Consider the following 22,618-nt stretch of genomic DNA (forward strand, 5'->3'; position numbering starts at 1 on the left):
ATAACCTGAAAAACCTGTGTCAGATAGAACATTCTCGACATCGTAGTGTTTTCAACTTTTTGGTCAATTTGATGGCTGCTAATCGTGATTATACTTATCTGCCTCAAAAACCTTCGCTCGATATTTACCTTAAAGACTTACTATCTCTACCTCCTGCTGTTTTTTAGTTCGTCGAACTCACGTAATATTCAACAATTTTTTTAGCGATCGCATCTGGTCGAGAAATTTTATCTAGATTGCAAAGTAAAATTACGGTAATTTTGTCATCAATAAAGCGGGTAATGTTACTTGCGAATCCTAGTATCGAACCATTATGACCAACTACTCGGCGATCGCCATAATTAAATACCCACCAACCTAAACCTGCAACATATCTCAACTTTTCCCAATCATCACCCTGATTTGGAGGATGAGGAGTCCACATCAAATCCAGGGTTGATTGTTTTAACAGAGTTGCACTACAAAGCGCCTGTTCCCACTTCACCATATCTTCTACACTGGAAAGCTGACCTCCAGCCGAATAGGTAACAGAAGGACTGTAATAAGGTTTGTTAAGGAGTTTGCTGTTTAGCAAGCGATAGCCAGCAGACCGATTTGGCACTATTTCACTGGGATTATTCATCACAGTTGCATTCATTCCCAAAGGAGCAAAAATGCGCTCTTGCAACAAATCTCCATAAGATTGTCCAGTTACCTTTTCTAGGATCAAACCCAGTAGATAGTAGCCTGTGTTGTCATAGGCGCTAAACTCACCCGGTTGGAACTTGAGGGGTAGGTGAGTAACTAGAGCCAAAATTTCAGATTTCGATAAATTAAGATGGGTAATTTCCCAGTAGTTTGGGGCATCGGTATAGCTGGGAATTCCAGACTGATGAGATAAAATATGCCCGATTGTGACATTTTGCCATGTTATGGGTAGACAATCGAGATAGTCTGCGATCGCATCTTCTAGCGAAATTATCCCTTGTTCCACCAGCATGATTATGGCTGTAGCGGTGAAAATTTTACCCACAGAGGCAATTTCATAAACTGTATGTTCAGTAGCTAAAACAGAGTGTTCAATATTCGCCAGTCCATAGCCTTTAACTAAAACAGGTTCACCTGACTGCACCACTGCAACAGAAAGCCCTGGAATCTGATTTTGAGTCATTGTGGCTCGAATATAGTCGTCAATCACGATTTCTAATACCAATTTTAAAAAAGAATGCGACAGATACATACGGACATACGTTTGTTATGTCTGGCTTTCTTAATGCATGAATTTTGTTAGCGCAGCGTTAGCGAGTCCGCGTTCGCTTTTAGCGTCTCGTAGAGAGCGTCATTTTGAATTTTGAATTGGTATAATCTCCTGCCTCCTTCTAGTCTCCAGTGCCATGTCCTGAACTTTGAGTTTTAGCTTCTGATGGATCGGGCTGAGGTTTTTGATACTTACCTGGATATTTGTGCTGAAAATAAGCTTCTAGTACTTGTAAAACCATCGGGCCGCAAATAGTACCGCCATGTTCGCCAGTATTTTCCCCAAAGGCCACAACCACAATTTCTGGCTTATTACTGGGGGCATAAGCACCAAACCAAGTATGATTTGGACGACCAACACCAGCTTCAGCTGTGCCACTCTTCCCGGACGCTGGGGCAATTGTCGGCACGTCCAAGCGCTTACCAGTGCCTTCACTCACCACCTTCCGCAGTCCGTCGCGGAGAACTTTGATAGTTGTCGGCTTCATGTTTAAGGATTCTCGCCAACTTTTTGCTTCTTCGTTGTCTTTGAGCAAATGCGGCTGAACTCGATACCCACCATTAGCAGGGACAGAAAACATAATCGCCGATTGCAGAGGTGTCACTTGCAAAGCGCCTTGACCAATTGACATATTAATGGTGTCGCCAACAGTCCAAGGTATTTTCCAAGTTTTTTGCTTCCATGTTTCATCTGGAACCAAGCCTATTGATTCTTCATCACGAAATTCAATACCAGTTCTTTGACCAAACCCGTATTTGCGACTCCATTTGATTAAAGTTGGGCCACCAACTTTTCTGCCAACTTGATAGAAGAAAGTATCACTACTCATAGCGATCGCTCTGGGAAATCCCAATGGCCCGAATCCAGCGTGGTTCCACTCACCAAATGTCACCCCACCCACGGTAAGAGAACCAAAGGTTTGTAGTATTGAGTCAGGAGAAAATTCACCTGATTCCAGTCCGGCTGTCGTCGTGACAATTTTGAAAGTACTGGCGGGTGGAAAGGCACTCAGGGCACGATTAACCAAGGGATGATCTTTACCTTGGACACTTTCCCAATCTTTCTGGGAGAGTTTTTGTTTGGAAAAGATATTCGGGTCAAAGGTGGGATAAGATACCAACGCGAAAACAGCACCAGTATTCGGATCGAGTGCTGCGATCGCACCTCGGTGATTTCCCAAAGCTTTTTGGGCTGCCTTTTGCACATCCAAATCTATGGTCAAGTGCAAATCGTTACCAGCCTTTGCCTGTTTCTCTCCTATAACCCGGATTGGTCTACCCGCACCATCCACTTCCACTTGCTGACCGCCCCATTCGCCTCGTAGAGCTTTCTCATAAGCCTTTTCCACACCCATCTGACCGATTACATCTCCCAGTCGATAGCCTAACTCCTTCTTGCCTTTTAACTGGTCGGCGGTCAACTCTCGTGTATAACCTAGTACGTGCGCTAATTCCTTGCCGTGAGGGTAATAACGTACAGAATCTGTATTGATTTCCACTTCGGGAAGTTCATTTTTATACTCCTTTAATGCTGTGATTTCTGCTTCATTTAAATCGCGAGCAACCCGAATGAGTGAAGAAGAATTAGCACCTGCTTGTTCTAATTTCTTTTCCATCTCATCTTGGGGAATGTTGAGAATTTGCGCTAGACGCGGGCCGACTACAGACCAGGAAGGCTTAGTATGTGCCATCGGCCACAAATATACAGAGCTAGGATAGCGAGTACTGGCTAAAAGTTTGCCATTCCGGTCAAAAATATTGCCCCGTTCTGGTTGTTTAAGAATCATCCGAATTCGGTTTGCTTCGGCTCGTTCCCGGAGTTTTGGCCCTTCAACTATTTGCAAGTAGGCCAAACGAGCCTCAATCCCAGTGGTCATTAATAGGGTAAATACGATTAAAAATATTGATTGGAAACCACGTCCAACTGTACGTGTATCTTTTTTGCTGCCAAGTGATGGGAATAAAGACATAAGTATCAATTTAAAATTCAAAATGAATAAACGCAATTCCAGCCGGCCTTTTAGCAATTGCTAATATGCAATTTTAAGGCATGTTAACTTAATCACAGAGTTTATAAAAGTAGCTTGGGTATACAAATTTACCATAATTTTATTGTTGTTACTGAGTATGAAAGAATCGGGCGAGTATATTCTTGAACAATTGTTTTTGGCGGATACAATAAACCAAAGTGTCAAATATAGTCTGCCCAAAAGACTAGAGCAATTGACAAAATAACGTAAGATCGCGGCATTCTACTGAGGATTATGGCTCAAATTGTCATGCAAAATCAGAGGGGGATAACAAGTTTTCAGCCACTTGATGTTGAACTGCGTAACGTCTTCAAGTTTTTTAACCAAGAACCAGCAGTAAATGGCATTGATTTGGATGTCAGACAAGGAGAATTTTTTAGTATTTTAGGCCCCTCCGGTTGTGGTAAAACAACAACATTGCGCTTAATTGCTGGGTTTGAAATTGCTGACGCTGGTAAGGTGTTTATTCAGGGTCAGTCCATGACTAATGTGCCCCCTTACCGCCGACCCGTCAATACTGTATTTCAAAGTTACGCTCTATTTAACCACCTGAATGTCTGGAATAACATCGCCTTCGGACTGCGGTTAAAAAAAATACCCAAATCGAAAATTGAAGCTAGAGTCCAAGAAGCCTTAAAACTCGTGAAGATGGAAAGTTTGCGATCGCGCTTTCCCAATCAACTTTCTGGTGGTCAACAGCAGCGAGTCGCCTTAGCAAGGGCTTTAGTCAATCGTCCCACCGTCGTACTACTGGATGAACCTTTAGGGGCGTTAGATTTAAAACTACGTAAAGAAATGCAGGTTGAGTTATCAAATTTACACAAAGACTTGGGGTTAACCTTTGTGATGGTGACACACGACCAAGAAGAAGCATTGTCTTTGAGCGATCGCATTGCTGTGATGAATCAAGGCAAAATTGAACAAGTTGGCACTCCCAGCCAAATTTACGAACGTCCCTGCACATCTTTTGTTGCTGATTTTATTGGCGATACTAATTTATTCAGTGGTGAAATCGTCGCGGTAGACTCCTCTAATATTAAAATTTCCACAAAAATGGGACTCTCAATTGTTATTAGCCGCGCTGAAGATACACCAACTGAATTATCACAAGCTGTAGTAGTGAGTGTGCGTCCAGAAAAAATACAGCTTTCGCTTTATCCACCCAATTTGCCAGCTAACTGCTTTGAAGGACGGCTTGTCAACGTTATGTATTTGGGCACACACGTTAATTATGTTATGGAATTAACAAATGGCATTAGTATTAATGTGTTGCAACCTAATATTTTTGGCACTTTACCAGACCGTGACACACCTATTTACGCCTGGTGGGCAGAAACTGATTGTTTAGCTATTAGTCAATAGTCAATGGTCATCCAAAGCGGTGGCAAACCAGTACTTCGTGCTTAAAAAGTAAAAAGATAATCCTGATAAATAAATTTAGAGGCTGACAACCATTCTTTATTTTTTACTTTTGCCTATTTCCCTTTGATAAAATAACCGCGTTTTTTGACGATTGGTTTATGAACTTCGTTAACTACAACGGTTTTACCAATACCTGAAAAACCAGCTACCAGCATCATTTCTGTCGCACCTGTACTAACGCGCTCAAATGCTTGCAATAGAGCTTCTACTTCTGTTTCTCGTCCATAAAGTTTATCAGGGATAATAAAGCGATCGCATAGATCCCGTTGAGCAATTGGGAAATGCTTAATTTCACCAGTTTCTTGGAGTTGAGATAAACAAATTTCTAAATCAAATTTCAGTCCCAATGCACTCTGATAGCGGTCTTCAGCATTTTTTGCCATCAATTTCATTACAATATCTGACAACACATGCGGAATCTCTTCACTTTTGAACGCCAGTTGCTTCAAGTCGGCAGAGCCGCCCAACACACTGGCTCTTTTTGACTTTTGACTTTTAACTTCCCGAAGGGATGGTGGAAGTTTTGCTAGATGACAATGTACCAATTCCATCGGGTTGTTTGAATGGAACGGTAACTCACCCGTAAGTAGTTGGTAAAAAGTGACACCTAAAGAATAGAAATCAGTCCGGTAGTCAATTCCCCGATTCATTCTTCCTGTTTGTTCGGGAGAAATATAACCAAGTGTCCCTTCCAAGACATTGGGATTTATCAGTGTTTGAGTTTTCCGTGGTAGTAAGGATGCAATACTAAAGTCAATTAATTTAACTTGTTTGGTTTCTGGATTAATTAAAACATTGGCGGGTTTGATATCTTTATGAATAAAGTGTTCCCAGATATATAGCAAACCCGTCGCTGCACGACTTTAAATTTTGTAAGATTTAGAGTCAAAGAAAATCGGTGCTAATCCCATCCCTTCTCTGCGAGACGCTGCGCGAACAAGGAGTGTGCGGGATTCATACCGGAATTTCAATCGTAAATTCTGTACCCTGACCCAGAACCGAGTTAAAACTCAATTTTCCGCCGTGGGTTTCTTCAACGATTTGACGAGCGATCGCTAACCCCAACCCTGTGCCTTTACCAACAGCTTTTGTAGTAAATAAATGGTCAAAAATCTTTGATTTGACTTGTTCACTCATTCCCTGTCCATTATCAGCAATGGCAATTTTAACTAGATTATTTTCTACCGAAGTTGTAATTGTAATGCAGTTATAATTAGCTTTATTTTCCTCAAAACTGCGCCCCTGATTAGATTCTTCTAATGCATCAATAGCATTAGCTAGAAGATTCATAAATACCTGATTTAATTGACCGGGGAAGCATTCTACTTGAGGTAAATTACCGTAGTTGGTGACAACTTCAATGGCGGGACGTTGTTCATTCGCTTTGAGGCGATGCTTCAAAATTAAAATTGTGCTATCAATGCCATCGTGAATGTTAAATGGCACTTTGTAATCTTTATCGGCACGGGAGAAAGTTCTTAAACTGGTGCTGATGTTTTTCAGGCGATCGCACGCCATAGACATGGAATCAATCATCTTGGGCAAGTCTGATAAACTATAATCAAGGTCGATTTCTTGGGCATGGTCTGTAATTTCATCTCCGGGAGTAGGAAACTTTTGTTCATATAGTTTCAAGTGTTCAATAAGATCGGCAAAGGTAGGTTTGGCTTGTTTGAGACTAGCAGCAATAAAACCGAGGGGATTATTCATTTCGTGAGCCACCCCTGCGATTAAGTTACCCAATGCAGACATCTTTTCACTTTGCACAATTTGTAATTGAGCGCCCTGGAGTTCTTGTAAAGCTGCTTCTAGCTGTTGAGCATCTTCTAGCGATCGCTCATAAAGTCGGGCATTTTCCAGGGAAATCGCGGCTTGGGCGCAAAGTAAGTTGAGCAGTTCGACGCGATCGCTCGTGAACGCCCCCGTCGCTAAATTATTTTCTAGATATAAAATGCCTATAAACTTACCTTGATGTAAAATCGGGTTGCACAAGATACTCTTAGGCTGCTGACGAATGATATACGGGTCATTGGCTAAGTTCGGATCGGCGATCGCATCAAGCAGTACAACAGTCTGCCTGTTGTGCTTGACTTTATAAATTAGCTTCAGGGGAATATCCTGACTGTCCTCAACCAGAAGACGCTGCAACACAACTGGCTTTGAACCCTCAATAATTGACCCTTTGATCAGCAGGTGTTCGTCTCGCAAGAGCATTAACACGCACTTATCAGCTCCCGCATTTTTAATGACGATAGAAAGCAACGATGAAAGCAGTTTTTCCAGTTCGATTTCGCAAGAGATAGTTTGGGAAGCTTTGAGAATTGCAGCTAAATCTAAAGCCACAGAGACACTGCTACTGCTGGATGTGGCGGAACTAGTCGAAGTAAGAGTTCCCAAGGTGAAGATGGTTTCGGTCGTGGAAAGGGGAGAATAGGTTTTCTGGAGTATAGGAGCCAGCAGTTGCGGATAGCGTCTTTCTAGGTCAGCAACCTTGGTTTTAGCACCCCAACGAGCATAGCCGTAGTAGGCTTCGGTCATATATTCCTGAGCGATGCGCTGTTTGCCCCAGTTGAGATAGAATTTAGCAGCCAGTTCGTTAGCTAAGGCTTCCTCTTGGATATAGCCGTGTTCTTTAGCAAGAACAATGGCGCGATCGTAATGTTCGATCGTTTCCTTGTAATCTCCCAGAACTTGGCAAATTTCAGCTTTGACGAGATGAAATTTGTGAAGAATATTCATTGGGGCATGATTAGCCCAGGCTTGCAATTGATTTTGATTCTCCTCGACTTGATTAAGATATACCGAGCGTTGTGCTGGTTCTAATGTTTGGGCAAGTCCTAATAATGCCAGCGAAAAATAAAAGTTATGAACTGTGGTATAGATTTTACCAGTTACAAAGCCAATGTAAGTGTTCGCTTTGTTTGCATTTTCAATGGCTTTCGCGTAATCACCTTTGAAGTAGTAAAGTTTACATTTGGCAAAGTAAGCAGCAAACAAAACTATATTTTGTTGCTTCTCTTTCAAGTACTGAAATGTATCTTCCTCATTGAGATTTTCAAGGCTAATCAGTACATCTCCATCAGATAAATCTTTTAGGTTTAATCCTATTTGTTGCCAAATTGCAATTTCATTATGTACATGCTCAATGTTGCGGCTGAGATTTTTATATTTTTTGTAGATATCATCTACATCATCAAGAAATGCACCTGTTAGAAAATAATAAATGCAGTAATCTTTCAAGCCGTACAGGGCATATTCTACATCCCCAGTGTCTAATCCGCTTTGAACGGACTCTAGCAAACCATCAATGGTTGCGGAAACTGGCTCCTTCCAGCCACATACATGTGCATAGAAGAGTTGATATACCTTACTTTTCAGGAAATGAGCATTGGATTTCTCAAGGATTTTGAGCGAAAGCTGACCAAATTGATAACCCAATTCAATATTATCCATAAACCCACAGAGTAAGACACCATACAAACCGTAGGCAAAGGCCGCAATCGGTGAATTACCATGCTGATTGCATAGTTTGAGCATGGTAAGGGTTACTGGCAACATTAATTCGGGTTGGTTGGTATAGGCAGCAGGACAGACCGAAACTAGAATTTCCATTCCTTTGAGCTTTGCGGGATCGCTCATCTCCGGTAAGTTCAATAGTCGATCAAAATCAACACTGGTAAGAGGTTCGTATTCTAATTTAATGCCTAATAGGTTTATGGCAAGTAAGGCTACATCGATTGCTACTTGAGGTTCTCCACAGACAATATTCAGTCGCATCTTTAGCTCGTAAGCTGCACATCGATCGAGTAAGTTATCCGTTTCATCAAGAATTGTTTCAATTAAATGAGATGCTGATTCAAAATGGCCTGAAATAGTTTCAGCTTCTGCTCTTTGTAGAAACAATTCCAGTGATAGCTGATACTGCTTCTTCCAAAAATCCGTAGCTAATAAATCAATACCAGTAGCAAAGTAGTTAGAGGCAGCTTCATAAGCAGTAGAGTTTCTTGCTTTATTTCCTGCGGTCAAATTTAATTGTGCAAGTTCTTCACGTTTCGAGGGATCAACAATGAATGAACTGCCGATGTTAAGATGGCTAACAATTTCAAAAAGCTGCTGTTCTTGATCTGCCTGTGAGAGATTCTCTAGGAGCAAGTTTCCAATAAGATAATGAGTGAACTGTTTCTGATCGTTAGGAATCAGAGAATAAGCAGCTTGCTGAACGCGATCGTGTAAAAATTTGTATGTAACAGTCTCTTGATTTTCCAATGTACGTGCAAGAGTTTCTTGCCCGATATAAAACTTATACACATCACCTTTCGGTAAAATCAACCCTTCTTGTAATGCTTTCCACAAATCCGCAGCCGTTTCTATTTCTGATTGTTCTGAAACAATTGCCAAAGTTGCTAAATCAAACTGATTCCCAATACAAGCAGCTAACTGCAAGACATTTTGAGTTGATTGTGGCAGTTTTCGCAATTGAAATGCCATAAAAGCAACAACGTCATCTGTAAGTGCAAGAGTTATCACCTGTACAATGTCACATTGCCAACAGGCTAATTCAAAATCAAATTGAATGAGATTATCTTGATGCAATGCTTTGAGAAACTGGGTGGCAAAAAACGGATTTCCTTGAGTTTTTTGATAGACTAATTGAGAAAGAGTCCATGCCAATCTTTCTGGACATTTTAGTGTGTCAGCAACTAATTGATTGACTGTTAGTTGACTCAGTGGGGCTAAATTAATCGTATTAATCGTGAACAGTGCTTTTTGAATCTCGCTCAAAGTCAACATCAAAGCATGTGCTGGGTTGACTTCGTTATCACGATACGCACCAATTAACAAAAGATGATTTGTATCAGCCATTAAAAGCTGCATTAACTTCAGTGATGCTGAATCTGCCCACTGTAAATCATCTAAAAACATCACTAAGGGATGTTCAGCACTAGTAAAAACTTGGGTAAATTTTTGAAACAATAAATTAAAGCGATTTTGTGCCGCCGTTCCTGATAATTCTGCGGCTGGTGGTTGTTCGCCAATAATTCTTGATAATTCGGGAATGACTTCAATAATTACCTGTCCATTTTCTCCAACAGCATCTAATATTTTGTTTCTCCATTGCTGAATTTGTGCATCACTTTCGGTTAACAATTGCCCCATTAAATCTCGGAAGGCTTGGACAAATGCCGAAAAGGGAATATTCCGTTGAAATTGGTCATATTTCCCTTTGATAAAATAACCGCGCTGTCTGACAATTGGTTTATGAACTTCGTTGACAACTGCTGTTTTACCAATTCCCGAAAACCCAGCTACCAGCATCATTTCTGTTGCACCAAGGCTAACTCTGTCAAAGGCTTGCAATAGAGTTGATACTTCGGTTTTTCGTCCATAAAGTTGATCGGGGATGATGAAGCGATCGCACAAATCCCTACGCGCAATTTCAAAATTCTCAATCGAACCCGTTTCTTGTAGCTGATCTAAACAATTTTCTAAATCAAATTTCAATCCCAATGCGCTTTGATATCTGGATTCAGCATTTTTTGCCATCAATTTCATGACAATATCTGACAACACTTGCGGAATCTCTTCAATTTTGACTTTTGAGTTTTGACTTTTAACTTCCCGAAGAGATGGTGGAAGTTTAGCAATATGAGAATGTACCAACTCCATTGGATCGTATGATTGAAATGGTAACTCTCCGGTAAGTAATTCGTAGAAAGTCACACCCAAAGAATAGAAGTCAGTCCGGTAATCAATCCCCCGATTCATTCTGCCGGTTTGTTCTGGGGATATATAAGCTAGTGTCCCTTCTAATACATTGGGATTGATTAGGGTTTGGGTTTCTCGTGGTAGTAAAGATGCAATACTAAAGTCAATTAATTTAACTTCTTTTGTTTCGGGATTAATTAAAATATTAGCGGGTTTAATGTCTTTGTGAATAATCCGCTCTCGGTAGAGTATATCTAAGGTATTGCACAGTGCGATCGCAATTTCTAAAAATTCCATCAAAGATTCTAGGGTTCTCCCTACTCCCCAATCCTTGAGAGAAATTCCCCCAAAGTCTTCCATCACCAACGCATAGCCATTTTGGTAGGCTTCTAGGCTATAAGTTTGGACAATCAGAGGTGAATTAAGATTTTTGGCAATGGTGTACTGATTGCGAAATGACAATAGTTCGCTGAAACTCGGATAAGGATTTTTCAGCAGTTTAATCACCACTGGTATTGAGTCAGTCTCTCGATACCCTCGATAAACTAGAGTTCTGGAACCATTGTAGAGTAAATCATAGATGCGATATCCAGGAATACTGACCATGCTGCTAACCATATTGCGCTCATCCTCACAATTTCTGGATTTAGTATTCCCAGATATCTGAAGCTGTTTAACACAAATAGCTAAAAACTATACCGGAATTTCAATGATAAATTCTGTACCCTTACCTACAACAGAGTCAAAACTCAATTTTCCGCCGTGGGTTTCTTCGATAATTTGACGAGCGATCGCTAATCCTAATCCTGTCCCTTTACCAACAGCTTTTGTAGTAAATAAATGGTCAAATATTTGTGATTTTATTTGTTCATCCATTCCCATCCCATTATCTTTAATTGTAATAATTAATTTTTTCTTTTTTTCACTAGTTTTAGTAATAATTGTGATTTGATTGGGATTAGTTTTTATCTCTTCAAAACCACGTCCAATATTTGACTCTTCCAAAGCATCAATAGCATTGGCTAGAATGTTCATAAATACCTGATTCAACTGCCCAGCAAAGCATTCTACTAATGGCATCTGACCATATTCTTTGATAACTTTAATTTCTGGGCGGGTTTCCGAAGGTTTGAGGCGATGTTTAAGAATCAAAATGGTGCTGTCAATGCCATCATGAATATTACAAGCAATGGGGCGATCGCTATCAGCACGAGAGAAGGTTCGTAAAGAAGTACTAATATCCCGAATTCGCTTCACACCTTCTCGCATAGAACTCACTAACTTCGGTAAGTCTTCACGGATGTAATCAAGGTCAATTGCTTCGATTTCGTCTTGTATTATTTTACTGGGAGTAGAATATTCCTGTTGATACAAATCAATTAAGCTAAATATATCCTTGATATAATCTAAAGCAGGTTGGATATTGCCGCCCAGGAAGCCAACAGGGTTATTGATTTCATGTGCCACCCCCGCGACAAGGTTTCCCAGTGCTGACATTTTTTCACTTTGCACCAATTGCACTTGAGTGTTTTGAAGTTCTGCTAGTGCTTCTTCTAGATTTTGTTTTTGTTGTTTAAGTTCTTCTTGTGCCAATTGACGTTCGGTAATGTTTTCTGTCACTAATAAAATACCGAAGACATTTCCCTTGGCATCGCGTAAAGGCATCTTGCTCGTATCCAACCACATTTGCTGACCATCCGCCCCTTGCCATTGTTCAGTTATGTGGAGTTCTGCTTGACCAGATTCCATGATGCGGCGATCGCACATACGATACGAATCGGATTCTTCTTTGCTCGTGTGTAAGTCATAATCGGTTTTACCCACAATTTCATCAGGCGAACTTAAGTTTAGTGCATCAGCCAAGCTTTGATTACAGCCCAAAAACACTGAATTGATATCTTTCCACCCTACCCAGTGGGGAATAGTATCAAATACTAACTGCATCAATTGTTGAGTTTGCTTGAGGGTTTCAATCGATGCAAATAGTTCCTGGGTTCGTTCAGTGACTCGTTGCTCTAGTTGCTCAGTAAGTTTTTGCAGTTCTGTATTTTTGGCTTCAAGAGACTGGCTCAATTGGTTAAGCTTTAAGTGAGTTTGCACTCGTGCTAAAACTTCACCTTGTTGAAATGGTTTGGTGATGTAGTCAATGGCTCCTAATTCAAAGCCAGTGACTTTATTTACCGATTCAGAAAGGGCGGTGATAAAGATAATCGGAATATTTCGGGTTTTCAGATTGGCTTTAATGTGCTGACAGGTTTCAAAGCCATTCATCCCCGGCATCATCACATCCAGTAAAATCAAAGACACGGGCGTATGTTCCAATTGCTGTAGCGCACTTTCACCACTGGTGGCGATCGCAACTTCAAAACCAGCTTGGGCTAAGGTGTCTGAAAGCACCTTCAAGTTATTTGGCACATCATCGACAATCAGGATAATGCCATTATCAAATGGGTTTGTAACAGGATTGTTAAATGCAATGGAATTTTCAGAAAATGCCGTCATAGCGAAAATGGTAATGAGATAACAAAGGGTTTATCAGACTGGAACTAGTAGATTAACTCTTAAGATTGGGAAGATATTGTTCAAGAAATGTTCGGATTTTTTCAGTCTGGAAATTATCTGCATACTCACGTATTGCTTTAACAAATGGTTGGTACTGCTCATCTGTTTTTTCCAAAGTTTTTAGCTGTTGCTCGATCGCCATCAAGCGTCCCTGCAACGCCAATGTGTGCAATTGCGACAAAACCTCATCGCTAGGGGGAACGATCGCATCTGGGGTGGATGGAGATATTGTCTCTGAGTTGGCACTCATTGGCTCCACAGCAATGGAGTTTTGGTCATAAATCCATTTTAGATTTAGGTATTTTTCCAACAACTTCAGCAGCGCTGAGGCTTCTACAGGCTTGGGTAAAAAAGCATCGGCTCCGGCTGTGATACTCTCATTTTGGTTACTTTCAAATACACTAGCTGAAGAAGCGATCGCCGGAATATTCTGCAACTGGGGAATCTGTCGCAACTGTCGCAGCATCTCGTAGCCATCCATTTCTGGCATCATCAAGTCTGTAATAATCAAGTCAGGATGAATCTCCTTTGCCTTGTCCAATCCTTCTCGACCATTACTGACATCAATCACTGCAAAACCCAAAGGTTCCAGTAAACTAACCAAAACTGACCGATTCTCCCAACGGTCATCAACTACCAGCACCTGGCACTTTCTACCTTCAAATCCGACAATCTTACCTTGTTTAGTTGTTTGCAGACTTGCTGCCCATTCTTGAGCTTCGGGAAGTTCTACCTCAAACCAGAAGGTGCTACCTTGTCCAAGCTGGCTATCTACATTTAGGGTGCTACCCATCAGAGAAACGATTTGCTGACTGATTGCCAGTCCTAATCCAGTACCTTCTCCTTGTTTCTTCACATCACCCACTTGTTCAAAAGGTTGGAAGATTTTCGTAAGTCCGCCTCGCGATATCCCAACCCCTGTATCTTCGACCTCAAAGCGAATTTGATAGGTTGCAGTTTCCAGTTTGTGAGTTTTAACGCGAAACGTAACTCCGCCTTCGTCAGTAAACTTAATGGCATTGCCCAATAAGTTAATCAACACTTGGCGTAAGCGTTTTTCATCGACTCTAATGCCAACAGGTAAATCAGAATCAGGTTGATAGGTGAAGGGAATTCCTTTTTGATGAGCACGCACGCGCATCATCTCAGCAATGCCTTCGAGAAGTGCCGGGAAATACGCATCGCTAGGATATAATTCCAACTTCCGGGCTTCGATTTTAGCGAGGTCAAGGATATCATTTATCAAATTGAGCAAATGATTGCCACACTGATAGATGATATCTATACCTTTTTTAGCTCGTTCTGTTAAGGGTTCACCATTTTGGAGAATTTGGGCATAGCCCAAGATGCCATTGAGTGGTGTTCGCAGTTCATGGCTCATGTTAGCGAGAAACTCGCTCTTGGCCTGGTTTGCAGTATCGGCTTTTTCTTTGGCTTCTGCTAGTTCTAATGTTCGTTCTTCTACCTTTTGTTCTAAGGTTGCAAAGGAGGTTTGCAACTGTTTGGCCATACTATTAAAAGATGCGGAAAGTTCTCCAAGTTCATCGGTGCGAACGCTCGGTAGAGTCGCGTTCCAATTCCCTGTTTCTAATTGCTTGGCGGCGCTATTGAGTTGTAAAATGGGTAGCACTACAAGCGATCGCGATAGCCAACGCACTAATACTACAGTCAGTAACAACACAGCCAAAAAATTTACTAGAGCAAATCCGGCTACCGAATATTCTTGGCGCACCACTGAACTTGCGTCTAATTCAACTACCAAAAATCCATTCACCCGACCCTGAAGATTGCTAATTGGGGCATAGCCGTAAAGAATAGTTTCGCCATTTGCAGTGTGCTGAAATTCCTGCTCAACAAACGGTGCATTGCGGGCAACGGCTGCATACAAATCATCCAATGACTTTGTGTAATCCATGCCAATCAATACACTTTTACCTCGATCGGCAGGGTCGTAGTTTAAGACATAGACAAATTTTTTATTTGGTTGTTGTCGTACTGTATAAATACGTAATATATCTTTACTAGTTGCTTGAATAGACACAAGCCTATCTTGATTAATTTTGTAAAAGGCTGAGGTGCGATCGCTACCCTGGAGAACTAATCCGTGATAATCGCTATCGATTTGGGGAACTGCCAGACTGACAATCGCCAGAAGACGATTATGGATTGCCTGCCGTTGACTAGAATACAACTGCCAGTACATCCCTGAAGCTAATGTTCCAGCCATGACTGCGATTAGCACTGAATAGGAAGCAATAATTTTTGTGCTGAGGTTCCAATTTCGCACTGGTGTGGCTCCTTTTACAGCTCCTAACTACTGAGATAGGCAGTGCATTGTTAGTCACTTCCAATGTTATTTTTGCCCAATTATTTCTAAGATGCCCACTTCATCTGTCAAATGAACAGTTTTGGGCATTTGTCATTTGTCATTTGTCATTTGTCATTTGTCATTTGTCATTTGTCATTTGTCATTGGTTATTGGTTATTAATTCTTCTCTCTGACTCCCTCATCTCCCGCTCATAGCCCAAGGGTGGCGCGGTAAGCGGCGCGTTGAGACTCCAGCCCTACTTTGTTAGTAATCTGCTCCCATCTTTGTTCAATCTGCTGCATTGCTTGCTCGGTTGTAATTTTGTTTCCTAAGAACTGAGATACAACGCCATCAAGAACTTCAAATTGATATTGTTGATTATGGGGAATGGTCAAACTCAAAACCATATTGGGACTATTCAAGCTGATGCCGAGCGCTGCGAGATAGTTGTTGGCTGCTTCAGACGACATCCCAGATTTAATCCAGGGATCTGAGTTTTTAAATTGCGAAATTCGGTAGGGGTTGAAGCCCGTTGCCCCAATCGTCACATCCACGTTCGACTGAGCGGGTTGACTCATGTAAGAGAAAAACGAGTATGCGGCATCCTTAACTTTTGGTGCTGCTTTGGCATGAATTACACTTGTCCAACCGATATTGGCGGCATAAGGTGCGTGATTGACACCATCAATGGCGTAAGGACAGATAAACTTATCGCAGGCAACCAATTTGTTAGTCTTGCGATCGAGCACTTGAGTAGTGCCTGGAGTGACGACAGCCCCGACTTTATCCATTACTTTAGATACAGACCGATCGATGGATAGAGGCCCAACATCGCCCCAATCGATGGTTAGAGCGCACCTGCCAGTAATAAATAATTCTCTAGCTTTGACATTACCTAGATTCTTATCCTGGGGAATTCCATAGTCCATCGCTTGTTTATAAATATCCAGTGCTTTGGCAAAGGCGGGATTGTTCACCAGAGGCTTCATTGTGTCTGAGTCAAAAAATGTCCCTTGTGCGGTTCCCTGAGATTGCAAAAAAGGAGTGGCAATGGATATCAACAGGCTGGTGTTATTATCAGCAGCACCTTTGGACATACAAGAGCCATAGTCTGGTGTACCGTCACCATTCAAGTCTTTGCCGTGAAACCGTTTGGCGATCGCCAGATACTCATCCCAGTTTGTCGGAGGCGTTAACCCCGCTTGTTTTAACAAATCACTGCGGTAATAAACCATGTGAAAGTCCCCATCCAACGGAATACTGTAGATGCGTCCTTTATAAGTCGCACTAAAATTCCGAAAGATCGGTGCAATATCTTCCCATTGTATGGCTGCATCAGACTTGACTCGCGCCGTTAAATCTTCCACAAAGCCAGCATCGATAAAGTCAATCTGCCATGAAGGTAAAATAATGGCCATATCGTACTTTGAAGCACTGCTAGACCAGTCCTTTTGCAGTGTGTTGTATAAATTTTGAAAAGGAACGCCCGTCAGATTGACCTTCGCTCCAGTCAAGGCTTCAAACCCAGCAATCCGTCTCTTAGTACCTGTATGAACGGTTTCATCCTGAGTGATGACGTTAATTATTACACCGTCAAAACGTTGTGCAGTTTGCTCGATCTGGGTGGGCTGGGGCGATACAGCGATTTGAGAAGTGGGTGGGGAGAAACTGCAACCTGGAATCCCTAAGCTCAACCAAAGGGCAGTCAGGAAAATCAGACCATATCGAACTCGATGCAATAGAGAGCGAAAATTTTGCCAATTAGACATTTTATAATTCCTTCCCTCTGGCTTTTAACTGCCCAATCTTGATGATTTACAAATTGATTATTCCCAGATATGTAAATCTTTTTAGGGTTGGGTTAAGCTTTTTTCTTTCCCGTTGCCTCCCAGACCTGTCTTATCTATGCAACCTATTAGACATTTGGATGATTCCTCCTTACAGTTATGAATCCAAAACTCCTGTCACAGTTTTAACTGCTAAGGTAAGGACAAACCCTGTTATTTTTGCTAGTACAGAAGTGCAGTTCACCTTGCCACACTGGGTTTAGTTGATGATTTGGCGATCGCTTGCTTTGTTAATTTTTATAATTCAAGCTTGATTAAAAACCGTGCCTAACACTAGCTGACACTAGTAACTTATTAACAGTTGCACAGGTAGATACACTTAAGTTAATCTTTAAACTACCTATGGGCACTCCAATTAAAGGCATATTTAGAGTCAATCGGCAACAATACAAAAGATGATTAACTATTAACTTAATGACTAACAGACGCCAATTTTTAAAAGGGGTGGCAGCACTTTCTAGCTTATCTTTAGGTGGTTGTGGCTGGAGGCTGGCTGAAGTACGTGCTAATTCTAATACCAATAGTCAGCGTGACCAACTTTATATCTTTACCTGGACACAATATACTGACAACCAATTACTGAAAACTTTTAGCAGCCAAACTGGCATGAAAGTGCTGGCGGATGTGTATGATTCCAATGATGTCATGCTGGCTAAATTGCAAGCTGGAGGCGGTGGCACTTACAGCATCATCAACCCATCTGATTATATGGTGCAGAAGATGGTAGACAAAGGTTTGTTAACAGAAATAAATCACGATCGCTTAATCGGTCTAGAGAATTTATTTCCCCGGTTTAAAAATCCTAGTTATGACCGCAATAACCGCTATAGTATCCCTTTTAACTGGGGGACAACAGGTTTACTTTACAATTGTGAAAAAATCAAAGATACACCACAAGACTGGGATTATCTTTGGCAAAATAAAGAGCAACTTAATCAGCGGATGACCTTGCTCAATGATGTTCGAGAAGTTATGGGTGCAACCTTACGAATGCTCGGTTATTCTTATAACTCAAAAAATGAACAAGAAATCAAACAAGCTTATGAAAAATTGAAGTCCCTAAAACCTGCGATCGCCCGTTTTGACACTGACGCTTGGCAAAATCAAATTCTCGCAGGAGATTTGCTATTGGCAATGTGTTATTCAGCAGATGCAGTGAAAATCTCTCAAGAAAACCCTAAACTCAAATATGTGATTCCTCGCAGTGGTTCTTCATTATGGACAGACACTATTGTAATTCCCAAAACAGCCCCCAACCAAGCTGGAGCCTATGCCTGGATTAACATGATTTTACAACCAGAAATAGCAGCCCAAATCACTCAACGCCTGAATATTTCTACGCCGAATAGCGCCGGATTTGAGCACTTGCCAAAAATCATCCAAAACAACGTTAATTTGTTTCCGCCAGAGTCCCTGTTAAAAAATTGTGAACGTGTTACACCTGTAGGAGAATTTGAAGAGGTTTACGATCGTTATTGGACTCAATTAACTAGCAGCTAAAAGAGTTAGGAGTTAGGAGTTAGGAGTGATTAATTTGGAAAAAAATGAGATTTATAAAATACAAAAATTGCAGCATTCCGTCAGAAATTGGCTCCAACCCTTGGTATTGCTTGCACCATCTGGGATTTGGTTATTACTTTTGTTGGTGCTGCCAACTTTGATAATTTTCGAGTTAAGTTTAGTTGCAGACATCCGACCGGGAGATTTGGTCAATCCCAACGGATTTAAAAATTATATCCGAATATTTGACTCACTTTACCTGCAAGTAATTGGGCGATCGCTATTTTTTGCGTTTGGCACTACCATAATTTGTTTAATTTTGGGCTTTCCGGTTGCCTATTGGATTGCTCAGATAGCGCCGCAGCGTTGGCGAAATTTGCTGTTATTAGGTTTTGTTTTACCTTTGTGGACTTCTTCGTTACTCCGTTCTTATGCTTGGATTACAATTCTTCGTCCTACTGGTTTATTGAATAGTTTACTTAGCAATTTAGGCTTGCCTACTTGGGAATTACTCAACAATAGTCAAGCTGTATTGATTGGCATGAGTTACAGCTTATTACCTTATATGGTTTTGATTTTATATGCTTCTCTCGAAAAGCTAGACAAACGGTTGCTAGAAGCCGCGGCTGATTTAGGTGCAAATCCGGTGGAAACTTTTTTTCAAGTAACCGTACCGCAAATTTTTCCGGGAATTGCGGCTGCTTCCATGCTTGTATTCATCACCGGCTTGGGGGATTTTGTCGATCCAGAATTACTCGGTGGTGCTTCTAGTATGACGGCGGCGCGGTTAGTTTATAACCAGTTTCTTGGAGCAACCCAAAATTGGGGATTTGGTTCAGCCTTGAGTATGACCTTAATTTTGCTTGTTAGTATTGCGATCGCATTTTTGATTAAGTTTGGTGAAGCTATACCCAAACGCTAATTTTTCGTCACTCACTTATAATAAGGGCAGCAAACGCCAGCGAGACAACGGTTATGCTCTCACCCGATCTCAAAAATGCGTTACCAACTACTGATGAACTTCCGTGTTCAGACGATACACCAGTGGATAACGAAGATCAAAACTTTTTGCCCAACATTTTACTCTTCTTACTCAACTCCATTTGGGCAAATCGCATGGATTGGTACTTCGGAGTAGATATGGGAGTGTATCACACCACAGGAGTAAATCCTAGAGTACCTGTAGTGCCAGATGCTTTTTTAAGTCTGGGAGTAGAACGGAAAAAAGGTGGCAAATCACGCAAAAGTTATGCAGTTTGGGAAGAAAATGAGATAGTTCCAATATTCACATTAGAAATGGTATCCCATACTCCAGGAGGTGAATATGACGAAAAGCTAGATATATATAGAAAACTCGGTGTATTGTACTACGTAATTTATAACCCTGAGTTTTGGCGACGCGACCAACATCAACCCTTTGAAGTGTATAAGTTGATCGATGGAAACTACCAATTACAAATAGGCGAACCTTATTTGATGCCAGAGGTAGGTTTAGGTATAGGACGACACCAAGCTGTAATTGGCGGGATACAACAGGAGTATTTATGTTGGTATGACGAGCAAGGAAAGCGCTATTTGACAGATGCAGAACAGGCACAACAAGAGCGATCGCGGGCTGAACAAGAACGGCAAAGGGCTGAACAGTTAGCACAATATTTACGTTCTCTAGGTGTAGATCCAAATAATTTACCTGGTAATTAAAGCGATCGCATTTCCTAAAGGTCTAATTACCAGTTTAAAAAAGATTAGCAGCCTCTAGATATTTTTGCTTTAGTTATTGAGATTTTTGAAGAAGAATTCAGAATAGCTGAATTCAGGAGCGGAGCCGGAGACGCTCCGCCTCCGGTCAGAATCAAGACGCTCGTGGACTCGCTAACGCTTCGCTATCAGTCGGGGATTCAGACGCGCGACTGATTGAAGACCACCAAATCTTCGATTTGGTGGGGGTTTTAAACCCGTTTATTCATCCACTATGAAGTTCAGAATTCAATTCTGAATTCTGGCTCCTGACTCCTGAATTCTGTTTGATAAAAAGTGTTAAAAATATTTGTTTAAGTTTACTATTATTAATTAACCTAGTTAATATCAGCTTTTTTAGGGAATATTATTCTTAAAAAAAGGCGTGCTACTAAGACAAGTAGCAGCCAAATTATATAGAGTATTTAAAGAAATTTCTTCAAGGTTGCTTGTGGTTTTGAAAACTGACAACAGCTGCCCTGAGATTACTTTGGTGTTCTGAAAGCAGCCGATCGCCCTCGTCTTTTTCCAAACCAGTCCAGTGCATCAATAGCGCTAGCTTAACCCATTTACCACTACGTTCTAGTAAAAAGCCAGCAGCTTCCCGACTTAAACCTGTGAGGTCTTGCAAAATTCGTAAAGCGCGATCGCGTAATTTTTGATTTGTTACTGCTACATCCACCATGCGATTGCCATAAACTTTGCCTAGCTTGACCATTACGCCGCTAGAAAAGATATTTAAAGCTAATTTAGTGGCTGTACCAGCTTTCAGGCGAGTTGAACCGGCAATTATTTCTGGCCCTGTCAATAGGCGAATATCAATATCGGCATCAAAGCTAACTTGTTCAGCAGGAACACAGGCGATAAAAATAGTTGTGGCTCCTCGCTGACGAGCAGCATGAAGCGCACCGTGGACATAAGGCGTTGTCCCACCAGCGGTAATGCCAACTACGACATCTAATTGGGTAATGTGTCGCACAGCGATCGCACCCTCACCATCTTCAATGCTGTCTTCTAAATCTTCAGAACTACGTACTAATGCGCCAGCACCACCAGCAATAATCCCCTGTACCAACTCTGGAGGTGTACAAAAAGTAGGTGGACACTCAGCAGCATCTAACACACCTAACCGACCACTTGTCCCTGCACCGATATAAAATAGGCGTCCTCCGTGGCGCAAACGCTCTGCGGTGCGCTCAATTGCCTCTGCTAACTGAATTTTCGCTGCTGCAACTGCTGCGACAGCCTTTTGGTCTTCGTCATTAAACAACTCCACCAATTCTAGAGAACTAAGCTGGTCTAAGTTCAGACTGTTAGGATTTACCAGCTCAGTTAAAAGATGCCCGCGTTCTTGCAAATTTGTCATTTGTCATTTGTCCTTTGTCATTTGTTCTTTGTCATTTGTCATTTGTCATTTGTCATTTGTCATTTGTCATTTGTCATTTGTCCTTTGTCCTTTGTCCTTTGTCCTTTGTTCTACCCTACGCTGTCCTTTGGGCATCTATCTATGTCCGTTGTCATTAGTCAGTTAGCGACCAATGACTAATGACTAATGACTAATGACTAATGACTAATGACTAATGACTAATGACTAATGACTAATGACTACTTACAACAATCCTTCCAATTTGCGACGAATCTTCTCTAGTTCAGAATCAGACAATTCTGGTTCTTCTAGTGGTTGTTCATTAAGAGGGAAGGTGTCTTCAACAGTATCCTCGTTCTGGGCATTTTCTTGCCAGTCAGTTTTTTCGACGTTAAGTTCTGGGGGAGTTACAACTAAATTGCTGTTTTCTGGGATGATTTCCCATTCATATCCAGCACTTTCGCAAAATTCCTTGATTTCCTCAGCATCGATCGGCTCCGGTGTAGGTGCGGGGAAATCCTGAGCTTCTAACATTAGGGCAAAGCGCGTGGCATCGTCTTCTGACTCGAACATCAGAATTTTATTGCGATCGCCTTCCCGAATCGTATGAATCCCCTCATTTTCTGTTCGAGCATTAAAAATTAACACAAAGACACGCATAAATGTAATAAGCACGAGGATATAAGACTTCTAGCTCACAAATTAATCTTTTCTGTTAAATTTCTAGTATTTAACAGTAATTAGTACATTTGAACTACCATTTATGAGAATTTTTATTCTAGTAATTCTCTCTTATGGTATCCAGATGCATCCATTATCTCTCAAATACTCCAATAACTTGTCTAATAACAAATCGCTCCTTACTGTACAAGCATTCCAACTATTTTTGTCTTTACGGCATCT

12 protein-coding genes and 2 pseudogenes are annotated in these 22,618 nt (G+C 41.3%); 5 read left to right on the plus strand and 9 right to left on the minus strand.

Annotated elements, in window-relative coordinates:
• Positions 1–5: 5 nt before the first annotated feature.
• Positions 6–167, plus strand: a pseudogene (locus tag V7K41_RS02825) (IS982 family transposase); the annotation flags it as partial.
• On the opposite strand, the gene V7K41_RS02830 reads toward V7K41_RS02825, so the two are convergent.
• On the minus strand, positions 164–1,177 hold the full coding sequence (locus V7K41_RS02830) for a serine hydrolase domain-containing protein (RefSeq protein WP_334845631.1): 1,014 nt from the start codon (positions 1,175–1,177) through the stop codon (positions 164–166). The pseudogene V7K41_RS02825 and the gene V7K41_RS02830 overlap by 4 nt on opposite strands.
• A 181-nt stretch (positions 1,178–1,358) precedes the next feature.
• Positions 1,359–3,206 carry a penicillin-binding protein 2 gene (gene mrdA, locus V7K41_RS02835; RefSeq protein ID WP_334845632.1) on the minus strand — a complete coding sequence of 616 codons (1,848 nt, stop codon included), beginning with the start codon at positions 3,204–3,206 and terminating at the stop codon, positions 1,359–1,361.
• A 294-nt stretch (positions 3,207–3,500) separates the two neighbouring features.
• Between mrdA and V7K41_RS02840 the strand changes: the two genes are divergently transcribed.
• A complete protein-coding gene (locus tag V7K41_RS02840; RefSeq protein ID WP_334845633.1) occupies positions 3,501–4,628 on the plus strand; it encodes an ABC transporter ATP-binding protein in 1,128 nt (375 codons plus the stop codon).
• Between the two features lie 116 nt (positions 4,629–4,744).
• Here V7K41_RS02840 and V7K41_RS02845 read toward each other — a convergent pair.
• The 5 genes and pseudogenes from V7K41_RS02845 to V7K41_RS02865 form a co-directional block, all read right to left on the minus strand.
• Positions 4,745–5,518 (minus strand): annotated as a pseudogene (locus tag V7K41_RS02845) (protein kinase domain-containing protein); the annotation flags it as partial.
• A 124-nt stretch (positions 5,519–5,642) separates the two neighbouring features.
• Positions 5,643–11,012, minus strand: coding sequence for a trifunctional serine/threonine-protein kinase/ATP-binding protein/sensor histidine kinase (locus V7K41_RS02850; RefSeq protein ID WP_334845634.1), 5,370 nt, complete (start codon positions 11,010–11,012; stop codon positions 5,643–5,645).
• 75 nt (positions 11,013–11,087) lie between these two features.
• A complete protein-coding gene (locus tag V7K41_RS02855) occupies positions 11,088–12,896 on the minus strand; it encodes a response regulator (RefSeq protein WP_334845635.1) in 1,809 nt (602 codons plus the stop codon).
• Positions 12,897–12,948: 52 nt separating this feature from the next.
• On the minus strand, positions 12,949–15,243 hold the full coding sequence (locus tag V7K41_RS02860) for an ATP-binding protein (protein WP_334845636.1): 2,295 nt from the start codon (positions 15,241–15,243) through the stop codon (positions 12,949–12,951).
• Positions 15,244–15,474: 231 nt separating this feature from the next.
• Entirely contained in the window at positions 15,475–17,034 is a 1,560-nt protein-coding gene (locus tag V7K41_RS02865) for an extracellular solute-binding protein (RefSeq protein ID WP_334845637.1), read from the minus strand.
• A gap of 492 nt (positions 17,035–17,526) precedes the next feature.
• On the opposite strand from V7K41_RS02865, the gene V7K41_RS02870 reads away from it, so the two are divergent.
• Genes V7K41_RS02870 through V7K41_RS02880 form a run of 3 tightly spaced genes read left to right on the plus strand, consistent with a single transcriptional unit; the run spans position 17,527 to position 20,313 of the window.
• Positions 17,527–18,612, plus strand: a complete 1,086-nt coding sequence (locus V7K41_RS02870; RefSeq protein ID WP_334845638.1) for an ABC transporter substrate-binding protein — start codon at positions 17,527–17,529, stop codon at positions 18,610–18,612.
• 28 nt (positions 18,613–18,640) lie between these two features.
• Positions 18,641–19,534 (plus strand): ABC transporter permease, encoded by an 894-nt coding sequence (locus tag V7K41_RS02875; protein ID WP_334845642.1) that lies wholly within the window; start codon positions 18,641–18,643, stop codon positions 19,532–19,534.
• Positions 19,535–19,587: 53 nt separating this feature from the next.
• On the plus strand, positions 19,588–20,313 hold the full coding sequence (locus V7K41_RS02880) for a Uma2 family endonuclease (RefSeq protein ID WP_334845639.1): 726 nt from the start codon (positions 19,588–19,590) through the stop codon (positions 20,311–20,313).
• A 475-nt stretch (positions 20,314–20,788) separates the two neighbouring features.
• Here the strand turns inward: V7K41_RS02880 and murQ are convergent, their stop codons facing one another.
• Both murQ and V7K41_RS02890 read right to left on the minus strand, forming a co-directional pair.
• Positions 20,789–21,715, minus strand: a complete 927-nt coding sequence (gene murQ, locus V7K41_RS02885) for an N-acetylmuramic acid 6-phosphate etherase (RefSeq protein WP_334845640.1) — start codon at positions 21,713–21,715, stop codon at positions 20,789–20,791.
• A 243-nt stretch (positions 21,716–21,958) separates the two neighbouring features.
• Complete coding sequence (locus V7K41_RS02890; protein ID WP_334845641.1) at positions 21,959–22,375, minus strand: DUF3110 domain-containing protein; 417 nt, start codon at positions 22,373–22,375, stop codon at positions 21,959–21,961.
• Between the last annotated feature and the right edge of the window lie 243 nt (positions 22,376–22,618).

The sequence above is a fragment of the Nostoc sp. genome (assembly GCF_036917415.1).
Lineage (GTDB): Bacteria > Cyanobacteriota > Cyanobacteriia > Cyanobacteriales > Nostocaceae > Nostoc.

What these genes read in the sequence shown, in the direction of transcription:
- mrdA (WP_334845632.1), bottom strand. Translation starts at nt 3,206, where the DNA reads ATGTCTTTATTCCCATCACTTGGCAGCAAAAAAGATACACGTACAGTT.
- V7K41_RS02850 (WP_334845634.1), bottom strand. Translation starts at nt 11,012, where the DNA reads ATGGTTAGCAGCATGGTCAGTATTCCTGGATATCGCATCTATGATTTA.
- murQ (WP_334845640.1), bottom strand. Translation starts at nt 21,715, where the DNA reads ATGACAAATTTGCAAGAACGCGGGCATCTTTTAACTGAGCTGGTAAAT.
- V7K41_RS02840 (WP_334845633.1), top strand. Translation starts at nt 3,501, where the DNA reads ATGGCTCAAATTGTCATGCAAAATCAGAGGGGGATAACAAGTTTTCAG.
- V7K41_RS02855 (WP_334845635.1), bottom strand. Translation starts at nt 12,896, where the DNA reads ATGACGGCATTTTCTGAAAATTCCATTGCATTTAACAATCCTGTTACA.
- V7K41_RS02865 (WP_334845637.1), bottom strand. Translation starts at nt 17,034, where the DNA reads ATGTCTAATTGGCAAAATTTTCGCTCTCTATTGCATCGAGTTCGATAT.
- V7K41_RS02880 (WP_334845639.1), top strand. Translation starts at nt 19,588, where the DNA reads ATGCTCTCACCCGATCTCAAAAATGCGTTACCAACTACTGATGAACTT.
- V7K41_RS02890 (WP_334845641.1), bottom strand. Translation starts at nt 22,375, where the DNA reads ATGCGTGTCTTTGTGTTAATTTTTAATGCTCGAACAGAAAATGAGGGG.
- V7K41_RS02870 (WP_334845638.1), top strand. Translation starts at nt 17,527, where the DNA reads ATGACTAACAGACGCCAATTTTTAAAAGGGGTGGCAGCACTTTCTAGC.